Here is a 20,086-nt window from a genome sequence, read left to right on the forward strand (position 1 = left end):
AATTACATCTGCCACTTGCATTCCCGGTCGCAAAGTCCCGCGCAGCAGAGACTGCGCCGGCGCTTACGCGATCTCGGCGATCAATTCAATTTCCACGCAGGATCCCATCGGAAGCTGTGCCACGCCGAAAGCGGAACGCGCATGCTTGCCCTGCTCGCCGAACACCTCGCCGAACAATTCGGAAGCGCCATTGGTAACGAGGTGCTGCTCGGTGAAATCGCTGGTCGAGTTCACCAGGCTCATGACCTTGACGATGCGCTTGACCCGGTTCAGGTCGCCGCCGCAAGCCGCCTGCAGGGTTGCCATCAGGTCGATCGCCACTGCTCGCGCCGCCTGCTTGCCTTCGTCAGTCGTCATATCCTTGCCAAACTGCCCCACCCAGGGCTTGCCATCCTTTTTCGCGATATGGCCGGAGAGGAAGACGGTATTGCCGATTTGCGCATGCATCACATAGGCGGCGGCCGGCGCGGATACGGCGGGCAATGTGATATTCAGTTCCTTGAGCTTCTGATAGAAAGACATGGCTTGCTCCAAAAAAAATTAGTTAGTCCGGGAAAAATCGGGAAAGGCCGTGAATCGACGGGCCGGCCGATTTTACCCTTATCGACTCCTAGGCTTAACGGCGGATTGCAGCACGGCGGCCGACCACGACAACGATCAGGACAGCTGCCGCGAACAACAGGTTGCGCAATTCCAGCGACTCGCCCAGGAGGAGGGCCGCCCCGACCAGGGTCAGGAAAGGCTGCAGCAGCTGCACCTGCCCTACGCGAGCGATGCCGCCCAGCGCCAGGCCCTTGTACCAGAAGAAGAAGCCGATGAACATGGAAAACAGCGACACATAGGCGAACCCGAGCCAGGCGCGGGGCGAGGCACTCATGCCGTAGCGCCAGCCCAGCCAGGCAGTGATCGGGATGAGCAAAGGCATGGACAGCACCAGTGCCCATGAAATCACCTGCTGCCCGCCCATGGACTGCGACAGACGCGCGCCTTCCGCATATCCCATGGCGGCCGCCAGCACCGCGACAAACAAGGCGAGATCGGCCAGCTGCAACTCCCCTCCCCCCTGCCATAGCGCAAATCCGATCACGATCACGCTGCCGCATACGGCTGAAATCCAGAACCCCGTCGACGGCCGCTCGCCGAAGCGCAGCGCACCGACCATCGCGGTGGCAAGCGGCAGAATGCCGAGCACAATCGCGCCATGCGAAGCAGGCACATAGCGCATGGCGATCGAGGAAAACACCGGGAACCCGACCACCACGCCGAGCGATGTGATCATCAACGCCTTCATCTGGGCCGGCGTCGGACGGGCCGCGCCGCTCCACCAGAGCAGGAGCGCCGAGGCTCCGGCAGCCACCACGGCACGTCCCAGCGCGACCAGCACCGGATTCAGCTCCGCTACCGCCATGCGGGTAAATGGCAAGGTCAGGCTGAACATGGCAACGCCGATCAAGCCCAGCCACATACCCTTGGTTTCCTGCGTCATCGTTCCGCTCACTTTTTCTGCCCGGGTTGATTGCTTGCGGCTACAGCCAGATGGCGATTGCCGAATACACCGTCAGCAGCACCATCACGGCACTGAACAGGCGCTGCCACGCCGATTGCGTCAGGTAGCGGCGCAGCGCGGCGCCGGTACCGGCCCACACGCTGATGCAGGGCAGATTGACGAGGCAGAACACGAAGCAGAACAAGGCAATCGACAGCCAGACCGGCTGCACCACCGGCAGGAAAGCCGAGGCACCGGTCACGGCCATGATCCATGCCTTGGGATTGGCGAACTGGAAGGCTGCCGCGCCGAGAAAGGACATCGGCCGGGCGCGCCCGCCCTCGTCCTGTCCGAATGCCATGCTGCGCAGCTGCCAGGCCAGATAAAGCAGATAGGCGGAACCGGCGATCTTCAGGATCGCGTGCATCGCCGGCACGGCAAGAATCAGGCTGCCTATTCCTGCGGCGCACAAGGCCAGCAGCACACCGAAGCCGATCGTGATGCCGAGCATGTGCGGGATCGAGCGCATGAATCCGAACAGGATGCCGGATGAGGTCAGCATGATGTTGTTCGGCCCGGGCGTGATCGACGCCACGAATGCAAACAATGCCAATGGCAGCAGGGATTCCATACGTTTTTGAAATTTGTTAGGTATTGATGGATGAGCTATGCTAATCGACGAAACCAGTACAGTACCAGTACAATTCCACAAATAATCTGACTTACTGTCATGGCAATATGACCAATACAGCCTTGCGAAAAAACGGCGCCCGCCCCGCGCTTGCCTCAGTGCCCCAGGTCCTGTCGCGCGATTCGGGCCAGTCCCTCGTCGAGCAGATCGTGCGTTCGGTGCAGGCGCGCATCGACGACCGGCTCCTGCGCAGCGGCACGCGCATGCCTTCGATCCGCCAGTTTGCCGACCTGCACGGCGTGTCGCGCTTCACGGTGGTGGAAGCCTACGACCGGCTCGTGGCACAAGGATTCCTGGAATCGCGGCGCGGCTCGGGTTTCTATGTGCGCGAGCGCTCGTCCATGACAGCCGCCACCGATCGGCAAGCGGCCGATTCCAAGCCGCAGCAAATCGATGTGGTCTGGCTGGTGCGCAACATGTTCCGCCAGTATCCGGCGGAGAAGATGCCGGGCTCCGGCCTGCTGCCGAACAGCTGGCTCGACGGTGAACTAGTGGCGAACGGATTGCGCGCCATCAGCCGGCAGAACCAGAACCTGCTGCTGGGATATGGCAATCCGCAAGGCTTCCTGCCCTTGCGCCAGCAGCTGCAGCTGAAGCTCGCCGAGATGGAGATTGCGGCCGCGCCCGGCCAGTTCGTGACGACATCCGGCGTGACGCATGCGCTGGACCTGATCGCGCGCCATTTCACCCAGCCGGGCGACACGATATTCGTCGACGATCCGGCGTGGTTCCTGATGTTCGGTTCGTTTGCCACCCTGGGCGCGAAAGTAGTTGGCATCCCGCGCCTGCCGGACGGGCCGGATATCGCGAAGCTGGCCGAACTGGCGGCAGTGCACAAGCCCAAGCTGTTCGTGATCAATTCGGTGCTGCACAATCCGACCTCCACCTCGCTGTCGGCAGCCAAGGCCTTCCAAGTGCTCAAGATCGCCGAGCAGCACGGCTTCACCATCGTGGAAGACGACATCTACTGCGATATGCATCCCGGCAGCGCGATCCAGCCCGCCACCCGCATCGCCGCGCTCGACCAGCTGAACCGCGTGATCTACCTCGGCGGCTTTTCCAAGACGCTGGCGGCAAACCTTCGCGTCGGCTTCATCGCCACCTCGGAAGAGCTGGCCAAGCAGCTGTCCGACCGCAAGATGCTGTCGGCCCTGACGACCACCGAAATCGGTGAACGCGTGGTGTACAAGATCCTGTCCGAAGGCCATTACCGCAAGCATGTCGAGCGCCTGCGCGGCAAGCTCGATCACGTGCGCGACAAGACTGTCAAGCAGCTGGAACGCATCGGCCTGAACGCCGATCTCGCCACGCCGGCCGGCATGTTCCTCTGGCTCGACACCGGCCGTGATACCAATGTGCTGACGGAAAAGGCGATGGAACAGGATATCCTGCTCGCGCCGGGCAGCCTGTTTTCGCCCAGCCAGCTGCCGTCAACCCGCATGCGCGTCAATATCGCCAATATGGCGGACCCGGGCGTGCTGCGCTTCCTGGAACGGGAAATCCGGGGCTGAACCGGCGCGGCGAGGACTTGAAAAAGTTTTTCCTGATCCCCATTTATTCGCGAGTTGCCAATCCGACCAGCCGGTCGCCGGCATAAATTCCTGCCCTTATTCATTCTTGAGGTAAAAATGGCCGTATCCGAAAAGCAAACCCTGGGTTTTCAGGCAGAAGTCAAACAGCTCCTGCAGCTGATGATTCATTCCTTGTATTCCAACAAGGAGATTTTCCTCCGGGAACTGATTTCCAATGCTTCTGATGCCGCGGACAAAATGCGCTTCGAAGCCATCAACAACACTTCGCTGTTCGAAAACGATCCGGACTTGAAGATCAGGGTCACCTTCGACAAGGCAGCGCGCACCATCACCATTGCCGACAACGGCATCGGCATGAGCCGCGACGAAGCCGTCGAACACCTCGGCACGATCGCCAAGTCCGGCACCAAGGAATTCTTTTCCAAGCTGTCCGGCGACCAGCAGAAGGATGCGGCCCTGATCGGCCAGTTCGGCGTCGGCTTCTATTCCGCCTTCATCGTCGCCGACCGGATCACCGTCGAAAGCCGCCGCGCCGGCCTTCCCGCAGGTGAAGGTGTGCGCTGGGAATCGACCGGCGAAGGCGATTTCACCGTCGAGACCATCAATAAGCTCGGCCGCGGCACCGACATCATCCTGCACCTGCGCGAGGGCGAGGATGAATTCCTGTCGACCTGGAAGCTGAAGTCCATCATCCGCAAGTACTCCGACCACATCTCCCTCCCCATCCTGATGAAGAAGGAAGAATGGGATGAAGAGAAGAAGGAGACGGTGGTCAAGGATGAATTCGAAACCGTCAACCAGGCAAGCGCACTGTGGGCGCGCAGCAAGGCCGACATCACGCCCGAGCAGTACAACGAGTTCTACAAGCATGTCGCGCACGATTTCGAGGACCCGCTCGCCTACACCCACAACCGCGTCGAAGGCCGCAGCGAATACACCCAGCTGCTGTACATTCCCTCGCGTGCCCCGTTCGACCTGTGGGACCGCAACAAGCGTGGCGGCATCAAGCTGTACGTGAAGCGCGTGTTCATCATGGACGATGCCGAGCAGCTGATGCCGGTCTACCTGCGCTTCGTCAAGGGCGTGATCGATTCCGCCGACCTGCCGCTGAACGTCTCGCGTGAAATCCTGCAGGAGTCGCGCGACGTGAAGGTGATCCGCGAAGGATCGACCAAGCGCGTGCTCGGCCTGCTGGAAGAACTGGCCAACAGCGACGATCAGGCGCAGAAGGACAAGTATGCGACCTTCTGGAAGGAATTCGGCCAGGTGCTGAAGGAAGGCATAGGCGAAGACCCGACCAACAAGGACCGCATCGCCAAGCTGCTGCGCTTTGCTTCAACCCAGAACGACAGCGACGCCCAGAACGTGTCCTTCACCGACTACATCGGCCGCATGAAGGAAGGCCAGGACAAGATTTACTACATCACCGCAGAGTCCTACGCCGCGGCAAAGAACAGCCCGCACCTGGAAATCTTCCGCAAGAAGGGCGTGGAAGTCCTGCTGATGACCGACCGTGTCGACGAGTGGATGCTGTCCTTCCTGCATGAAGTGGAAGGCAAGGAACTGGTCTCGGTAGCCAAGGGCGATCTCGACCTCGGCAAGCTGGAAGATGAAGCCGAGAAGAAGCAGCATGAGGAAACCGAGGCGCAGTACAAGGACCTGGTGGAAAGGATGAAAGGCGCGCTGAACGACAAGGCCAAGGATGTGCGCGTGACCTTCCGCCTGACCGACTCGCCTGCCTGCCTCGTCGCGGATGAAAACGAGCTTTCCGGCAACCTGCTGCGCATGCTGAAAGCCGCGGGCCAGAATGCGCCGGAGGCCAAGCCCATCCTGGAAATCAATCCGGATCATCCGCTGGTGCAGCGCCTGAAGAAGGAAGACGCGAAGTTCGACGACTGGTCGCATATCCTGTTCGACCAGGCAATGCTGGCCGAAGGCGGCTCGCTGAACGATCCGGCAGGTTTCGTGAAGCGGCTGAATGACATGCTGCTGGGAATGGCGGGATAAGACTTTTCGCCAAATTGAAGACCGCTGCGTTGCCCCTGGCCCGCAGCGTTTTTTTTATAGGCCCCCGGCGCCTGCCATGGCAGGAAGCGGCGCATTTTCAGGCTGAGCGCATTGCTCCAGCCAATCCGCTGCCTGCCTCCACAAGCTCGGCTGAAACTCCGGGCGGAAGAATCCGAAGTGGCCGATACGCTTGGCCTGTACCTCCTGCGGCGCGATATGCCTGCGCTCAACCTGCGCATTCCTGTAGTAATCGTGCAGGCAGTCGGTGCCGCGCCGGCTCATCATTTCATCGTCCGTAAAGCTCATCGAGAGCAGCGGAACGCGGATCTTCTCGAAGCCGTCTCGCATCGGCCTGCCCGCGCGATCGACGACATAGTGCGGGTTCCTGCACCATTGCGCCCACTGGTAGATCACGCCCTTCGGCAGATCGCCGACCATGTTGAGCTTCTTGCCCGGGAAATAGCCGAACAGGGGCGTGAACAAGGGCACGAAGACGTACCACATGAGCCAGACGATGCGCTTCAATTGCGGCGCATTGTCGCGCCAGTAGCCGGTGCCGGCGGCGACGGTGAGAATGCCGTCGATCAGATGGCTGTCCGCCAACAGGCCCGGCAACTGGGCGCCGAGGGAATGTCCGACGACCAGCAGCGGCAGGTGACGCTGCCATGCGCGGGTTGCGCGTACGGCAGCGTTGTAGTCCGCGGCCCAGTCGAACAGATCAGCCTTGAAACCGCGCAGGGAACGATTAAACTTTTGCGGCACCGAGGTGCCCGATCCGCGATAGTCGAAGGTCAGTACTGCAAAGCCTTGCTGCGCGAGGAACTGCGCGAATGGGAAATAGAAGCTCTGCTTCACGCCCATCGCGGGCGCCATCACGACCACCGCTTTTGCCTTTCCCGGCGGAGCGAATCGATTGGCGACCAGTCGGTAGCCGTCCTTTGCATTGATTGTGATCTGTTCCATTGTCTGTCCCGGAAAAAGGGTTAAGCACATGTCGGCGGGCCGCACAGCCAGCCTTCAAACAAGCATTCAGGAAATGCGGGCCAGCTTGCTGACATCCTCGCCTGCAATGAGGGCGAAGTCGTTTCGGGCGCCCTGCATGCGGCTGTCGCGGTACGGCCGGTATTCCTCGCTTTCATAAAAGGCCATCGCCGCAATCCTCGACGGCCATTCGATGATCAGGAAGATACCGGGCGCCTTTCGTTCGCCTTCGATCTTTTCGATATTCGATGTGCGGGCCAGATAGCGGCCGCCATGCTGTTCAACCAGCCGGGTTACGTTCTGCACATAGGCCGGAACCCAGCTTTTGTCGGTGATATCGACTTCGGCAACTGAGTAATACTTCATGTAACGCTCCTGAACGATGGTGGAAACACGTCCTACTCGGCCAAGCCTTCGCGACAGCTTACTAGAATATTATTCTAGAATATAATTCTAGTCAAACAGGATGAACCGACATGGCCACGAACAGGAAAAGCAGGAAACAGGAAATCCTCGATGCAGCATTGAGTTGCTTCACGGAACACGGCGTCGAGGCCACTACCATCGACATGATTCGGGAGCGCTCCGGATCCAGCGTGGGCAGCATGTATCACCACTTCGGCAGCAAGGAAAGCATCGCCGCTGCGCTCTATGTCGATGCGCTCGCCGGCTATCACGCCTACCAGCAGGAACTGCTGTCGGCTGCAAACGGCGCGGAAGAAGGCGTGAAAGCGATTGCCTGCGCCTACATCGACTGGATCGCGGCCAATCCGGACAAGGCGCGCTTCGTGCTGTACGGCCGTGGCGTGCTGGCGAAAAGCGAATTGGCGGGCGAACTGAAGGAGCGCACCCGGCGCAGCATGGCTGAATTGCAGGCTTGGTTCCGCCCGCATATCGAGGCCGGCCGGCTGAAAACGCTGCCGATGGAGGTAGTTGGTTCGCTGATCACCGGCCCCGCGCACGACTATGCGCGACTATGGTTGTCAGGCCGCGTCAAAACCAATATCAGGACTTACCGGGAAATCTTCGCGGAAGCGGCGTGGAATGCGCTGAAAGCCTGAAGTGGCAAGGAGCTACAAAATTCGGCCGTCAGCAAGGCTGGTGCTGCACCTGAAAAGGTGCAACAACGGCGCACTTTGAAGGTTCAGCCGTTCGTCATCCCGCTCCGCGCTCCGCATGCATGCCTGCCGCCGGGGCTGACAGCAGCCGGTACAGCGCCTCCCCTTTCATTCCTGCAGGCCTGTTCCATTCCGCGAGATGGATCAGGTCGAGAATGCGCTGGTTGGCCGGTGCCTGCCTACCGATCGAGCGCGCCAGGTCGACCACTGCGCCATTCAGGTAATCGACTTCGGTACGCCGTCCCGCCTGCAGGTCTTCCCACATCGACGAACGTGCTTCCGGATCGATGCGCAGCATCGATGCCGCAAGTCGCGTGAACAGTGGATCGGGCAGGCGCAGCAGGAAAGGCAGCAGGCGCGGTGCGACACGTGCAATCTTTGCCGGCGCAATCCCGGCAGCGTGCAAGACTGCAAGCGCCTCTTCCATCAGCAAGGCGAGACAGCGGCGGTAGGCGCGCTGCGACAACTCGGTCTTCAGCGGCAGGTCGGATAAGGCATTGACCGGATTGTTCAGGTTCAGCAGCAGCTTGCCCCACTGCACCGCGGCAAAGTCCGACCGTTCCACCAACGGCAGGTGCGCGGCTTCGAAGCTTGCACGCCAGCGATCGATTCCGGGCGTCGCCTCTACCATCAACTCGCCTTCCGTCCCGCGATGAAAGCGCCCTTCTTCCATCTGCACCACATTGAAGGGCACCATTCCGGCTGCCACTGTCCATCCGGGCAGCCGCGCCCGCAACGCTTCTGCATTGCCGACGCCATTCTGCAGGCTCAGTACCAGCGCCGTTGGCTTGGCATGAGCATGGATCGCCTCCGCTGCAGCAGCGGTATCGGCGCTCTTGACGGTGACAAGAATCAGGTCGGCATCGGAGAGCGCGGCAGGATCCTGCGTGTACGGCACGCTTGCGGCATCGAGCCGCAAACGCCGGCCGTACAGATCGGTGAGCGAGAGACCGTGGCGCGCGATCCGCTCGCCCATCCGCGCCCTGCCGATCAGACGCACGTCGGCACCCGCCGCAAGCAGCGAACCGCCGACAAACACACCGATCGATCCGGCGCCGAAAACAGTGATGGTCATGGTCATATTCAATTCAGCAGGCAAGCTTCACGCCGCCCTCATCGTCCGCCCGTCACATCGAGCAGCGCACCGGTGGCGTACGAAGCCTGATCCGACAGCAGCCAGAGGATTGCACGCGCGACTTCGATCGCCTCTCCGCCGCGCTGCATCGGCACCGCATGTCTGACGCGCTCCACGCGGCCCGGCTCGCCACCACTTGCATGAATCTCTGTATCGATTACCCCGGGACGTACCGCATTCACGCGGATGCCTTCCGCAGCCACTTCCTTCGCCAGGCCAATCGTCATCGAATCGATCGCGCCCTTGGATGCGGCGTAATCCACATACTCGCTAGGTGCACCGAGGCGGGACGCGATCGAGGACACGTTGACGATCGCGCCGCCGCTTCCGCCATTCTTGGTCGACATGCGCCGCACCGCTTCGCGCGCACACAGAAAGCTGCCGGTGATGTTGGTGGCGAACATGCGGTTCAGCCGCTCCACATCCATATCCTCGACCCGTGACTGGCGCTGGACGATACCGGCATTGTTGACGAGCGCATCTATCCGTCCGAAGCGGCGATCCACCGTTTCGAACAGCGTGAGTACATCCTTTTCCAGGGCGACATCGCCCTGCACCGCGATCGCTTCTCCACCTTCCCCGCAGATCTCGTCGACCACTGCATCTGCCGCCACCCGATTGTGCAGGTAATTGATGCAAACGACATAGCCATCTTTGGCAGCAAGCCGGGCTGTGGCGGCGCCGATGCCGCGTCCGCCGCCGGTAATGATCATCACTTTTCTGTTATTCGCGTTCATGTATTTCTCCTCCCGCACATTGAGCCATGGCTTCGCGCATCGCCGACGGATTGCAGCAGTACTTGCACGTCCGCAAAAATATAGCATGCGAGGCTACTTGCCTGAACCGCAACTGCAGCCACGTAGCCTGCAATCCGCATTTCGTCACTGGCTGCAAAGCCATTCTGTAGAATTGCGGAAATCCGGCAAGCACCGGGTCCATACTCACTTTCGTAGATCCTCATGCTCATCAAGCGCAAATCCATCGAAGCCCAAGCCAACCGAAAATCAGGCCCGGGCAATCCCCGGTCCTCCAGCCCCCAAAAGCCCGCACGCAAGCCGAAGTTTGCTCCAGTCACATTGTCCGAGCAGGATGGCGTGCGCTTCCTGCATTTCGGGACCGAATGGGTACAGGGCGCGATGCGCATCAGGAAGCCCGACTGGATCGAACTGGAATATGCGCAGCAGATGATGGCCTGGATGCTATTCCTGCAACAGCCGCGCCACATCGTGCAGCTCGGCCTCGGAACCGGCGCCCTGACCAAGTTCTGCTATCGCCAGTTTCCGCAGGCACGGGTAACGGCGGTGGAATTGAACCCGTCGGTCATCGCCATCTGCGAATCGATGTTCAAGCTGCCGCCCAATGACGAACGCCTGTCCGTGCTCGAAATGGATGCCATGGATTTTGTCAGCGACGACGCCTACCGGCAATCCTTCGATGTGCTGCAGGTGGATTTGTATGATGCCACCGCGCGCGGCCCGGTGCTGGACACGCCGGAATTCTACGAAGCCTGCGCGGCATGCCTCGCCCCCGGTGGCATCATGACGGTCAACCTGTTCGGCGACCATCCCAGTTATGCAAAGAACCTGAAGGCGATGCGCCCTGCCTTCGCCAAAGTGCTCTGCCTGCCCGAAGTCCATGAAGGCAATATCGTCGCGATCGCCTTCCGCGACGCGCCGGACCTGGATGTCGCCGCCCTCTATGAGCGCGCTGCCCTGATCACCGAAGCCACGCGTCTGCCCGCCAAAACCTGGGTCAATGGCTTGAAAGCCGCGCAGCAGAATCGATAGACAGGGGTTGCGCTGTGTTAACATCGGCGCCTATGTCCACCCGCATCCCCGACCGAGGCTGCCTGCAATGAACACGAACAAAGCCGCGCCCAAGGCGCTCGACCTGCATCAGATCTTCACCTGGCTGCTGGCAGACGGGATTGTCGACAAGGCGGACGTGAAGGCGCATTACAACCAGGCGCAGGCGATTATCAGGAATGCAACGATCCAGATCCATCCGCTGACGGCAGTAGCCCAGTGCAAGCTGCATTCAGCCAAACCGCCGCAAAAGCTGCTGACGCTCGACTGGCTCTCCGAATGGCTGGCCGCCAAGGCCAGGATGCCTTTCCTGCGGATCGATCCGCTCAAGGTGGACTTCACCAAGGTGGCCGATGTGATGTCGGCCACTTATGCCGCGCGCTTCAACATCCTGCCGATCGAGTTGACACCCACCGAGATCGTGATCGCAACGGCGGAACCCTTCATCACCGAATGGGAAGCGGAAATTTCCAAGGTGGCGCGGCGCAACGTGAAGCTGGTATTCGCCAATCCGCTCGACATTGCGCAATACACCTCGCAATTCTTTTCGCTGGCAAAGTCGATCAAGGGCGCGCACAAGGTGAACGGCCAGGACCTGTCGCTGCGCAACAATTTCGAGCAACTGGTCGAGCTTGGCAACAGCAACAAGCAGGTCGATGCCAACGACCAGCACATCATCAACATTGTCGACTGGCTGTGGCAATACGCATTCGATCAGCGCGCGTCCGACATCCACCTGGAGCCCAAGCGTGACTTCGGCGTGATCCGCTTCCGCATCGACGGCATCCTGCACCAGGTGTACCAAGTGCCGGCCGTGGTGATGATCGCGATGACGGCGCGCATCAAGCTTCTGGGCCGCATGGACGTGATCGAAAAGCGCCGCCCCCAGGATGGGCGTATCAAGACGCGCACCACCGGCGGGCAGGAAATCGAACTGCGTCTGTCGACCCTGCCGACCGCCTTCGGCGAAAAGCTGGTGATGCGTATCTTCGACCCGGAAGTCGTGGTCAAGACCCTGCCGGAACTCGGCTTTCCGCCCGACGACGCAGCGCGTTGGGATGCACTGGTTGCGCGCCCGCACGGCATCATCCTGGTCACCGGTCCGACCGGCTCCGGCAAGACCACCACCCTCTACACCACGCTGAAAGCGCTCGCGACTTCGGAAGTCAATGTCTGTACCGTCGAAGATCCGATCGAGATGGTGGAAGCCTCGTTCAATCAGATGCAGGTACAGCACGGCATCGACCTGTCATTCGCCGACGGCGTGCGGGCGCTGATGCGGCAAGACCCGGACATCATCATGATCGGCGAAATCCGCGACCTGGAGACGGCGGAAATGGCGATCCAGGCCGCCCTGACCGGTCACCTGGTGCTGTCGACCCTGCATACCAACGACGCGCCTTCCGCCGTCATGCGCCTGCTGGAACTCGGCGTTCCCTACTATCTGCTGGAAGCGACGCTGATCGGCATCATGGCCCAACGCCTGGTGCGCACCTTGTGCCCGGCATGCAAGGCGCCGGGCGCGGAAATGCACGACGATATCTGGAACAGCCTGGTCGAAGGCTGGCAGATTCCGAAGCCGGGGTCACCATATCGTCCGGTCGGCTGCCCGGAATGCCGCCAGACGGGCTATCGCGGCCGCGTCGGCATCTATGAACTGTTGACCGTCACCCAATCGTTTTCGAAGCTGATGCAGCCTGAGATCGATCTCCACGCGCTGAAGCAGCAGAGCATCGCGGACGGCATGAAACCCCTGCGTGTGGCAGGCGCGCTCAAAGTCGCAGAAGGCGTGACGACCGTCGATGAAGTACTGAAGGTGACATCGGCGCTGACCTGAGCTGCGTCCGCGCATCGGCGTTCGCATCTGCGAAAGCCATTCCTGCCCCTCCGTTCCTTTCCATTTGGACAGATCAATACTCTGCGGTTTGATCTAGATCGAGAGGCATGCATTTAGTCATGCCCGTTGCCCGAACGGGACCCCGCAATGCGAATCAAAAGGAGCAACTCGTATCGGGGAAAACATGACGAAAATCAAACCGGGCATCGCACTCCTCCTAGCCCTTGCAAGCCTGCTTCTGTCCGCATGTGGCGGCGGTTCGGATTCCGGCGACAAAGTTGCGGCGAGCGGCGATCCGGCGGTGAGCACAAACGTCCCAGCGCGTATCCAGGACACCCGCACCTTCTCGCTCGACCCGGCCTCGCTCCCGTTCACCGCCCTTTCCGGAACCACAGTCGAAACCGATCGCTGGACAGGTATCCTCAATGGCGCCGGCTACCGGATTGAAGTGCCGAAGAACTGGAACGGCGTGCTCGTGATGTATGCGCACGGCTATAACGGCCCCGATGCGAAGCTCGAACTCATGAATCCGCCATTCCGCCGCTATCTCATCGAAAACGGCTATGCATGGGCGGCATCCACCTTCAGCAGGAATTACTACGATGTGCGCGCGGGCGTGGAAGACACGAATGCGCTCGCCTTGTCCTTCAACCGGATCGCAGCCCAGAACCAGAGGCCGCTGCCCGCTCCATCCAGGGTCTACATCGTCGGCGCTTCGATGGGCGGCCATGTCGCCGCTGCAGCCGTCGAACAGGAGACCCTCGCGACCGCTGCGAACAAGATGCGCTACAACGGGGCGGTTCCGATGTGCGGCGTTGTGGGAGATACCGAACTCTTCAACTATTTCAGGGCATACGAATCAGCCGCCGAGTATTACGCCGGCGTCCCGGTAACTACAGCACCAACCGATTTCACCGCCAACCGCGGCAAGATGGAGGATGAACTATGGAGGATCTACCCGCTTGTCACCACTTCGCGCGGCGACAAGGTGAAATCCATCGTCATGCACCTGACCGGCGGCCCGCGTCCGATCTTTGATGAAGGCTTCGCGATCAAACCTATCCAGGATGCGATCTGGGATACCTTCGATGACGATGGCACGCTCTATGGCATCGTGGCCAAAAACATCGTCGACACTACGCAAATCGTCTACCAGCTCGATGACGATCCAGCCTTGTCCCCGGAAGAAGTGGCCCTGAACAATGCCATTCCACGCGTCAGCGCGGCAGCGGATGCCAACCCCTTGCGTGCCGACGGCGTGCGCTGGGTGCCGAGAGTCAATGGGCAGTTCAACGTTCCGGTCGTCACCCTGCATACGCTCGGCGACTTGTACGTACCTTTCAAGATGGAACAGATTTATCGGCAGAGGGCGATCGCCAACGGCAGTGATGCATGGCTGGTGCAGCGCATGGTCCGTTCGCCTGCACACTGCGATATCACCATTGCCGAACAGATTGCGGCATTCCAGGCCATGGTCGATTGGGAACAACGCGGAATCAAGCCTGCGGGGGATGACGTCCTCACGCCTGCCGTGGTCGCTGACCGGGATTACGGATGTGCATTTACCGACAACACCGTTGGTCAGGATGATCAGTCGGGCCTTGCCGCCATTCGGGCGATCATGCCATCCTGCTCGGGCAGCTGAAGCACGAACATCGCCGCAGGAATTTTTTGAGTCATGAAAGGGTCTTAGGAACATCGTTGACCGAGTGGATGGCCCGTGCAAGTCGGGCAGATTACGCTCGAGAACACGAAATTGCCTGGCGGGTCGTTAGCTCAGCTGGTAGAGCAGCGGACTCTTAATCCGACGGTCGTAGGTTCGATCCCTACACGGCCCATCCTTCCGGCAACCGCGTTACCCGGTAGCGGAAGTGTTTGTTCTTTCCTGACTGCTTCAGGCTTGGCCTGGGCAGACGCAATAAACAAGACTAACTGGATCAGAAAGAACCACAGTATGGCGAACAAGAAAATTTTCCAGGCATTGACTTCAACGGTAGCCGTCTTGATGCTTGCAGCATGCGCAAGCAAGCCTCCGGCCCCGCCCGCTCCTGCGCCCGCCGTCATCGCGCCCGATCCGCAAAACCGGCAAGTTCTGGTGCAATGGCTGGGCCAGTCGGCAACCAAGATCGTGACGCCCGGCGGCAAGGTGATCATCATTGATCCCTGGCTGACCACCAATCCGAAGACACCGGAACAATTCAAGCGGCTGGAAGCCCTGGGCAAGGTAGATCTGATCCTGGTCAGCCACGCCCACCCGGACCATGCTGCCGACGCCCCGGCGCTTGCCAAGTTGAACAATGCGCCGGTGTACGGACCGGCGGGAATGAACCAGTCGATGATCACGCTCGGCATCCTGCCGTCCTCGCTTTCGCAACGTTTCGGCAAGGGCGGCACCATCATGCCTCTCGGGCCGGGCATCAAGATTACCGCCACCCATGCCGAGCACAGCTCGGAACTGGTATGGCACAACCCGGCCACCGGCAAGGATGAAACCCATGTCGGCGGCGAACCAGTCGGCTTCATCATTGAAATGGAGAACGGCTTCAAGATCTACCACATGGGCGACACTGCATTGTTCGGGGACATGAAGCTCATCGCCGAACGCTACAAGCCGGACCTGATCATGATCCCTATCGGCGGCTATTTCGTGATGGATCCGCAAGATGCAGCCCTTGCCACCCGTGATTTCCTGAAGCCGAAATATGCGATCCCGATCCATTACGGCACCTCGCCCCAGCTCAAGGGCACACCGCAGGAATTCATTTCCGCCCTCGGCAATGCGCCGATCAGGGTGGTGCCAATGAAACCGGGGGAGGCATTCAGGTTTTGATGTGTCTTTCCGACAGTACTCTTCGAGATGTGTGGCGGAGAAAAACCTAAACTGGCCAGCTTGAACCCGCGCAGGTCGCTTTCTATACTGAATTTAAAGTCGACTTGCCGGGGGTGTTATGAAGCAACTTTCCCTCGCCGCATTGCTCATTTCTCTGTTGTTGCCGGGATGCGCAATCGTTCCCTATGATGATCCCTATGCGGGGTCTTACGGCACGTATACTGGCGCACCTCCGTTGACAACCGCCTATCCGGCGTACCCGGTCCCAATCGTCCCCATGTATGGCGCGCCTCCGCCTTGGTACCTTGGCCCTCCGACTCTGGGGCTGGGGTTGGGCTTCGGCTACCATCCTTGGCGGCATCACTACTGGGACCGAGGCAACTGGGGAAGGAGGGGATATCCCGGCCACCATCGTTGAAAGCTTTCAGCAAGCTGTAAAACAGAAAGCCCAGCGTCTGTCCGCTGGGCTTTCCTTTAACCGCACTGAAGTTGAACGAGCATGGTCGACAAGATCACGCTCATTCAGACCAACAAGTTTCTTACGGGGTTACCTTAAGAACATTGTTGCCGGTAGCGTCAGTGACATACAGGTCGTTACCAGTAAGGGCAGTTGTCACGCCGCTCAATTGCTTGGCCGCGACCGACTTGGTCGTCTTCGCACCGGTATTGGTCAGCGTAGTCACACGCTGAGGCTCAATCACGTACAGGTTGCTGCTAGCGCTGCCTGCAACGATACCTGTTGCATTGGTGAACCCGGAACCGCCGCTGACGTCAGCTGCAGGAGCAGCAGTGGTCAGGTTCGCTGCGCCGGCAATCTTCTTGACTGTCGTTGCACCGTTTGCACCAACTTCCGTAACGAACAAATTGCCCTCGCTGTCTACTGCCAGGGAAGTCGGGTTGTTGAGGCCGGTAGCAATGACTGCCGTATGGCTTTCCGTGTCGAACCATCCCCTTGTGATCGTGCCGGAACCGGCAGTGCCGTCGCCTGCGTCAGCAACGAATACATTGAAACCTGCATCGACAGCAAGGCCTTTCGGGTTTTGCAGGCCGGGAATAACAACGACCACACTGCCATCGTTGATCAGGCGAACGGACGTGCCGTCGACCACATAAACCGCGTTTCCTGCCGCAGCAATGCTGCGCAGATCAGAGAAGGTGGCTGCAGTCCGAGGTTCGACATCCGCAGGTGCGCCATTACCCTGGACACCTTCGGTGCCGGCGTACAGGGTAGCTGCCCCCCCAGCTGCGTCGATCTTGCGAACGGTGAAGGTGCCGGCATCTGCAACGTAGAAGCTGCCGTCTTCGGCACGTGCGATACCTACGGGCTTGTTCAGGCCGGTCGCAAATACGCTGGACGCTGCTTGGCTAACATTCGTGTTATTGGTCGGGGACTGTGTTCCAGTCGAGTCGTGTCCGCCGCCGCCACCGCCGCAGGCAGCAAGAGCTACGCACAGCAGTGCAGCGGTAAGAGCAGCCAGAGGAAAGCGGGCATTAGCTTTTGACATTGTCATACTCCTTGAAATAATAATCATCGTGTGACTTGCTTATGGCTTTTCAGAACGATTAACCACGCCCACATCTTTCCTTAACGACGCATTCGAATTCTTGAGCACCGTCAATTTCATCCGGGCGTTCGCACGCTCTTTTGAGAGCTATCAATGGGGCACGCCTCAGGAATATTTCCCATGCGTCAGAGATGAAATGCTTTGTCACACTTTCAGCAGTAAATCGTCGTGTGGAAAGATTGAAAGGCAGCCAAGCGCCGGGAAAGTGCGCCCTGGATTCACTTGCGAGCTCGGGGCTGCATGAGGCGGCCGCAAGAAAAAGCGGAGCGAGTTCACATACGCTGCGAACTCGTTCGATTTACAGGATGGAATAGTTGATCGACGAATAAAAAACGCTCCACCAAGGGAGCGTTTTTACGGGGACAGAAAGTCCCTCGTTACGGATGCGATTTGCAACTCATGTGAAGTGAAACCGGCGGATGCAGGCTCGCAGGAATGCGGGCAGGCGCATGCATGGGAACATGGCATGCGGAGATGCAAGGCATGATGAGCGGATCAGAAATATTTTCGGTTTTCAAAACGTATGATGGTATTGGCTTCCATGCTTCTCCTCCTCAGCGTGCGCTTCCACAGCCTGTAGACGATGGCCAGCACAAATAGGCTGATGGCAAGCCGGATATATATCGGCTCACCAATGAAAGCCAGGCAGGCAATGACGGCGATCACACCTGCGATTGCATGAGCTAACCCAAGCCGCGTGCGCAAACCTGGAATGATCCTGAAACCAAGCAGCCACACGATGACAGGCAACAGTGCCATCCCGAACTGGCCCGCCAGCCTGCTGAAGTCGTCAGTTAGCATATCCCCTCCCTCTTCTGCCTTTCCCTTGTGATGCCATCGATGCACGTTCAGTCCAAGCAGTCTGATATTGGCGTGCACCTAAGCCGCGTGTCATTCACGCTTTTGCGGCCAGCCTCATCACTGGGGCCGGATCATTTCGATCTTTTCGCGCTCTCGAAGATGCGCCCCCACAGCGGGTGCCCTTTTTCGCCCGGTTCGAGATCAAAATCCGGGTCCAGCCTCAAGGCCTTTTCAAACTGCTGCTTGCACAATGCCTGTCTTGAAGTCACGCAGTAGCTGAAGGCCATGTATTTCAGGGCCTTGGTCTGCACGGGAATATTCCGCTCCGGCGACCAGATTTCCGGGCTGTTGGAAAGATGCTTGATCGCGCCGTTGAAGTCGCCTTTCTCGTACAAGTCGACGCCTTCCTTCAAGGCGGTCTGGGCAGGGCTGCGCGAGGAACTGGAATTCAGCGGATGGTTGGCTATCGCTTTCTGGATATCGGTTTTTACCCGTTCAATGACTTCGCAACCTGCGAGAAGCATCACGCAAGCAGCAACGCATGCATAGGAAATGCGGCAAGGGGAAAAGCGGGTCCATCCATCTCGGCCGTGTTTATTTCTTGCGCGGAGAAAAATCATATTCAATCTTGACTGCCTTATTTTTCTTTACATCAACCTCGATTATATAGTTAGGAGAACTCGGGTTCGTAAGTTTGATGTAATGCTTCCCTTCCGGCAGAACCAGTTGCTTCAAAGGCGGGCTGACCCCTTTCGATACGCCATCCACATCGACCGTGCCCCAGGGCTTGACGTTCAGCTTCACCACGCCACTTGCCGGCTTGGCAGCGGAAGGCTTCGAACGCATTGGCTGGGCCTGCTTCACCGCGGCTGGAGCAGCAGCCCGGGCGACCGGTTGGGCCGCTGTCGCTGTGCTCTGAAAGGCTGCCAGTCTTGCGCGCGCGGCCTCGGCATGTTTGCCTTCCGGGTATTTCCCGATGAAAGCGGTGAAGTCGTCGGCTTTGGCATTCGGATTGTTCGCCAATGCCACCCATGCAGCGGTTTCCTCATCCGGCTGAGCTTCCGCCACTGCAGCGGGCAGGCCCGCACCGGGTTCACTTGATGCGGAATTTGACTCGGATGCGCCGGTAACCACTGCAACGGGCTGTGCCGGCTTTTGCTTGAAGAGGAAATAACCGACAGCACCAAGGCCGCACACGACGCCGGCGATCGAAATCGCCAGCAGAACATTTGCTGGTTTCCTGTTTGTCCGTGCCTTAACACGTGCAGGCTTCGCATCCACCGTGCCGCCGGAAGATGGGGACCTGAACATGTCGGGCGCAATCGCGATGGGGATCGGCATTGCCCCCTCCAGCTTCAGCAACTGACGGAATTCTTCTATCGACTGCGGCCGGTCTTCCGGCTTGACCGACAAGCCCTTGTCGATGGCAGCCAGGAATTCCTTGCTGAATCCCGGGTAATCGCCATTTTGCAAAAGCTCGATCGGATCCTTGATCGACCGTGCTACCGAAGTCGGCGGCAGCTTTTTTGCAATCACCGAATAGATCACGGCGCATAGCGAATAGATGTCAGTCCACGGCCCCTGCTTCATCCCGGCATCGTCGGCGTACTGCTCAATCGGCGCATAACCGGGCTTCAGTATCACGGTGAAGGCATGTGCCATGTCGCCGATGATCTGGCGCGCAGCGCCAAAATCCAGCAGCACTGCTTCGCCGGTGTTCTGGATCATGATGTTGTCCGGCGAGATGTCCCGGTGCAGGACGTTCACGCGATACAAGGTCTCGAGTGCTTCGAGGATAGGCTTCAACACGCTTTTCAGCCAGGCTTCGGTGACACGCGCAGGGTCCTTTTTGACGACGTTCTTGAGGGTCTGCCCTTCGTAATACCGCATCGCCATGTAGCCGGTATTGTTCTCTTCCCAGAACCGGTAAACCTTGATCAGGGCAGGATGGTCGAACTGCGCCAGCAGGCGTGCTTCATTGATGAAGCTTTTCAAACCGGTGCCGAAGGTTTCCTGGTCGCGCTGCGAGCGGACGATGACGCTCTTGTCGGCACCGCGGCTGGCGAACATGCCGGGCATGTATTCCTTGATGGCGACCGTGCGCTGCAGCGAGTGGTCGAATGCGAGATAGACGATGCCGAATCCGCCTTCGCCGATGATGCCAGTGATTTCGAAGTCGGCCAGGCGGGTTCCTACAGGCAGGCAATTCTCGGAGCCGGCGCTGATCGTGTCCTGTTGCAGAAGCGGCAGGGTATTTTGCATGGTCAATGACGGCTCTGTGTTAGTGGGATCGTGCGG

Annotated in this window: 18 protein-coding genes and 1 tRNA gene; 8 read left to right on the forward strand and 11 right to left on the reverse strand. The window is 59.5% G+C overall.

The genetic code is table 11. The annotated features are described in order from the left end of the window. Positions 1-63 precede the first annotated feature (63 nt). The 3 genes from HGHM_RS11255 to HGHM_RS11265 all read right to left on the reverse strand — a co-directional run bounded on the left by HGHM_RS11255 (position 64) and on the right by HGHM_RS11265 (position 2,117). Complete coding sequence (locus tag HGHM_RS11255) at positions 64-522, reverse strand: RidA family protein (RefSeq protein WP_019141633.1); 459 nt, start codon at positions 520-522, stop codon at positions 64-66. A 94-nt stretch (positions 523-616) separates the two neighbouring features. Next, positions 617-1,486, reverse strand: a complete 870-nt coding sequence (locus HGHM_RS11260; protein ID WP_020693842.1) for a DMT family transporter — start codon at positions 1,484-1,486, stop codon at positions 617-619. A gap of 40 nt (positions 1,487-1,526) precedes the next feature. After that, positions 1,527-2,117, reverse strand: a complete 591-nt coding sequence (locus tag HGHM_RS11265) for a LysE family translocator (protein WP_019141635.1) — start codon at positions 2,115-2,117, stop codon at positions 1,527-1,529. 107 nt (positions 2,118-2,224) lie between these two features. On the opposite strand from HGHM_RS11265, the gene HGHM_RS11270 reads away from it, so the two are divergent. Both HGHM_RS11270 and htpG read left to right on the forward strand, forming a co-directional pair. Continuing rightward, positions 2,225-3,688 carry an aminotransferase-like domain-containing protein gene (locus HGHM_RS11270; protein WP_019141636.1) on the forward strand — a complete coding sequence of 488 codons (1,464 nt, stop codon included), beginning with the start codon at positions 2,225-2,227 and terminating at the stop codon, positions 3,686-3,688. Positions 3,689-3,805: 117 nt separating this feature from the next. Further along, positions 3,806-5,716 (forward strand): molecular chaperone HtpG, encoded by a 1,911-nt coding sequence (gene htpG, locus HGHM_RS11275; RefSeq protein ID WP_019141637.1) that lies wholly within the window; start codon positions 3,806-3,808, stop codon positions 5,714-5,716. A gap of 54 nt (positions 5,717-5,770) precedes the next feature. On the opposite strand, the gene HGHM_RS11280 is transcribed toward htpG, so the two are convergent. Further along, entirely contained in the window at positions 5,771-6,679 is a 909-nt protein-coding gene (locus HGHM_RS11280; protein ID WP_019141638.1) for an alpha/beta hydrolase family protein, read from the reverse strand. Positions 6,680-6,745: 66 nt separating this feature from the next. Beyond that, positions 6,746-7,063, reverse strand: a complete 318-nt coding sequence (locus HGHM_RS11285; RefSeq protein WP_019141639.1) for a DUF1330 domain-containing protein — start codon at positions 7,061-7,063, stop codon at positions 6,746-6,748. Between the two features lie 110 nt (positions 7,064-7,173). On the opposite strand from HGHM_RS11285, the gene HGHM_RS11290 reads away from it, so the two are divergent. Then, entirely contained in the window at positions 7,174-7,758 is a 585-nt protein-coding gene (locus HGHM_RS11290) for a TetR/AcrR family transcriptional regulator (RefSeq protein ID WP_019141640.1), read from the forward strand. A gap of 94 nt (positions 7,759-7,852) precedes the next feature. On the opposite strand, the gene HGHM_RS11295 is transcribed toward HGHM_RS11290, so the two are convergent. Next, a complete protein-coding gene (locus HGHM_RS11295; RefSeq protein ID WP_026075932.1) occupies positions 7,853-8,890 on the reverse strand; it encodes a 2-dehydropantoate 2-reductase in 1,038 nt (345 codons plus the stop codon). 38 nt (positions 8,891-8,928) lie between these two features. Next, a complete protein-coding gene (locus HGHM_RS11300; protein ID WP_019141642.1) occupies positions 8,929-9,687 on the reverse strand; it encodes an SDR family oxidoreductase in 759 nt (252 codons plus the stop codon). 222 nt (positions 9,688-9,909) lie between these two features. On the opposite strand from HGHM_RS11300, the gene HGHM_RS11310 reads away from it, so the two are divergent. The 5 genes from HGHM_RS11310 to HGHM_RS11330 all read left to right on the forward strand — a co-directional run bounded on the left by HGHM_RS11310 (position 9,910) and on the right by HGHM_RS11330 (position 15,422). Next, positions 9,910-10,737 (forward strand): spermine/spermidine synthase domain-containing protein, encoded by an 828-nt coding sequence (locus tag HGHM_RS11310; protein ID WP_019141644.1) that lies wholly within the window; start codon positions 9,910-9,912, stop codon positions 10,735-10,737. A gap of 67 nt (positions 10,738-10,804) precedes the next feature. Beyond that, positions 10,805-12,592, forward strand: coding sequence for a GspE/PulE family protein (locus HGHM_RS11315; protein WP_019141645.1), 1,788 nt, complete (start codon positions 10,805-10,807; stop codon positions 12,590-12,592). Between the two features lie 184 nt (positions 12,593-12,776). Continuing rightward, positions 12,777-14,237, forward strand: a complete 1,461-nt coding sequence (locus HGHM_RS11320; protein WP_019141646.1) for an alpha/beta hydrolase family protein — start codon at positions 12,777-12,779, stop codon at positions 14,235-14,237. A 120-nt stretch (positions 14,238-14,357) separates the two neighbouring features. Beyond that, positions 14,358-14,430: transfer RNA gene (locus HGHM_RS11325), tRNA-Lys, on the forward strand. A 116-nt stretch (positions 14,431-14,546) separates the two neighbouring features. Continuing rightward, positions 14,547-15,422 carry a metal-dependent hydrolase gene (locus HGHM_RS11330; RefSeq protein WP_019141647.1) on the forward strand — a complete coding sequence of 292 codons (876 nt, stop codon included), beginning with the start codon at positions 14,547-14,549 and terminating at the stop codon, positions 15,420-15,422. Between the two features lie 539 nt (positions 15,423-15,961). On the opposite strand, the gene HGHM_RS11335 is transcribed toward HGHM_RS11330, so the two are convergent. The 4 genes from HGHM_RS11335 to HGHM_RS11350 all read right to left on the reverse strand — a co-directional run bounded on the left by HGHM_RS11335 (position 15,962) and on the right by HGHM_RS11350 (position 20,050). Further along, positions 15,962-16,927, reverse strand: coding sequence for an NHL repeat-containing protein (locus tag HGHM_RS11335; protein WP_019141648.1), 966 nt, complete (start codon positions 16,925-16,927; stop codon positions 15,962-15,964). A gap of 555 nt (positions 16,928-17,482) precedes the next feature. Next, positions 17,483-17,788, reverse strand: a complete 306-nt coding sequence (locus HGHM_RS11340; protein ID WP_019141649.1) for a hypothetical protein — start codon at positions 17,786-17,788, stop codon at positions 17,483-17,485. A 131-nt stretch (positions 17,789-17,919) separates the two neighbouring features. Continuing rightward, complete coding sequence (locus HGHM_RS11345; RefSeq protein WP_019141650.1) at positions 17,920-18,312, reverse strand: TssQ family T6SS-associated lipoprotein; 393 nt, start codon at positions 18,310-18,312, stop codon at positions 17,920-17,922. 70 nt (positions 18,313-18,382) lie between these two features. After that, positions 18,383-20,050 (reverse strand): serine/threonine-protein kinase, encoded by a 1,668-nt coding sequence (locus tag HGHM_RS11350; RefSeq protein ID WP_148415483.1) that lies wholly within the window; start codon positions 20,048-20,050, stop codon positions 18,383-18,385. Positions 20,051-20,086 lie beyond the last annotated feature (36 nt).

The organism is Noviherbaspirillum massiliense JC206, assembly GCF_000312045.1.
Classification (GTDB): domain Bacteria; phylum Pseudomonadota; class Gammaproteobacteria; order Burkholderiales; family Burkholderiaceae_D; genus Noviherbaspirillum; species Noviherbaspirillum massiliense.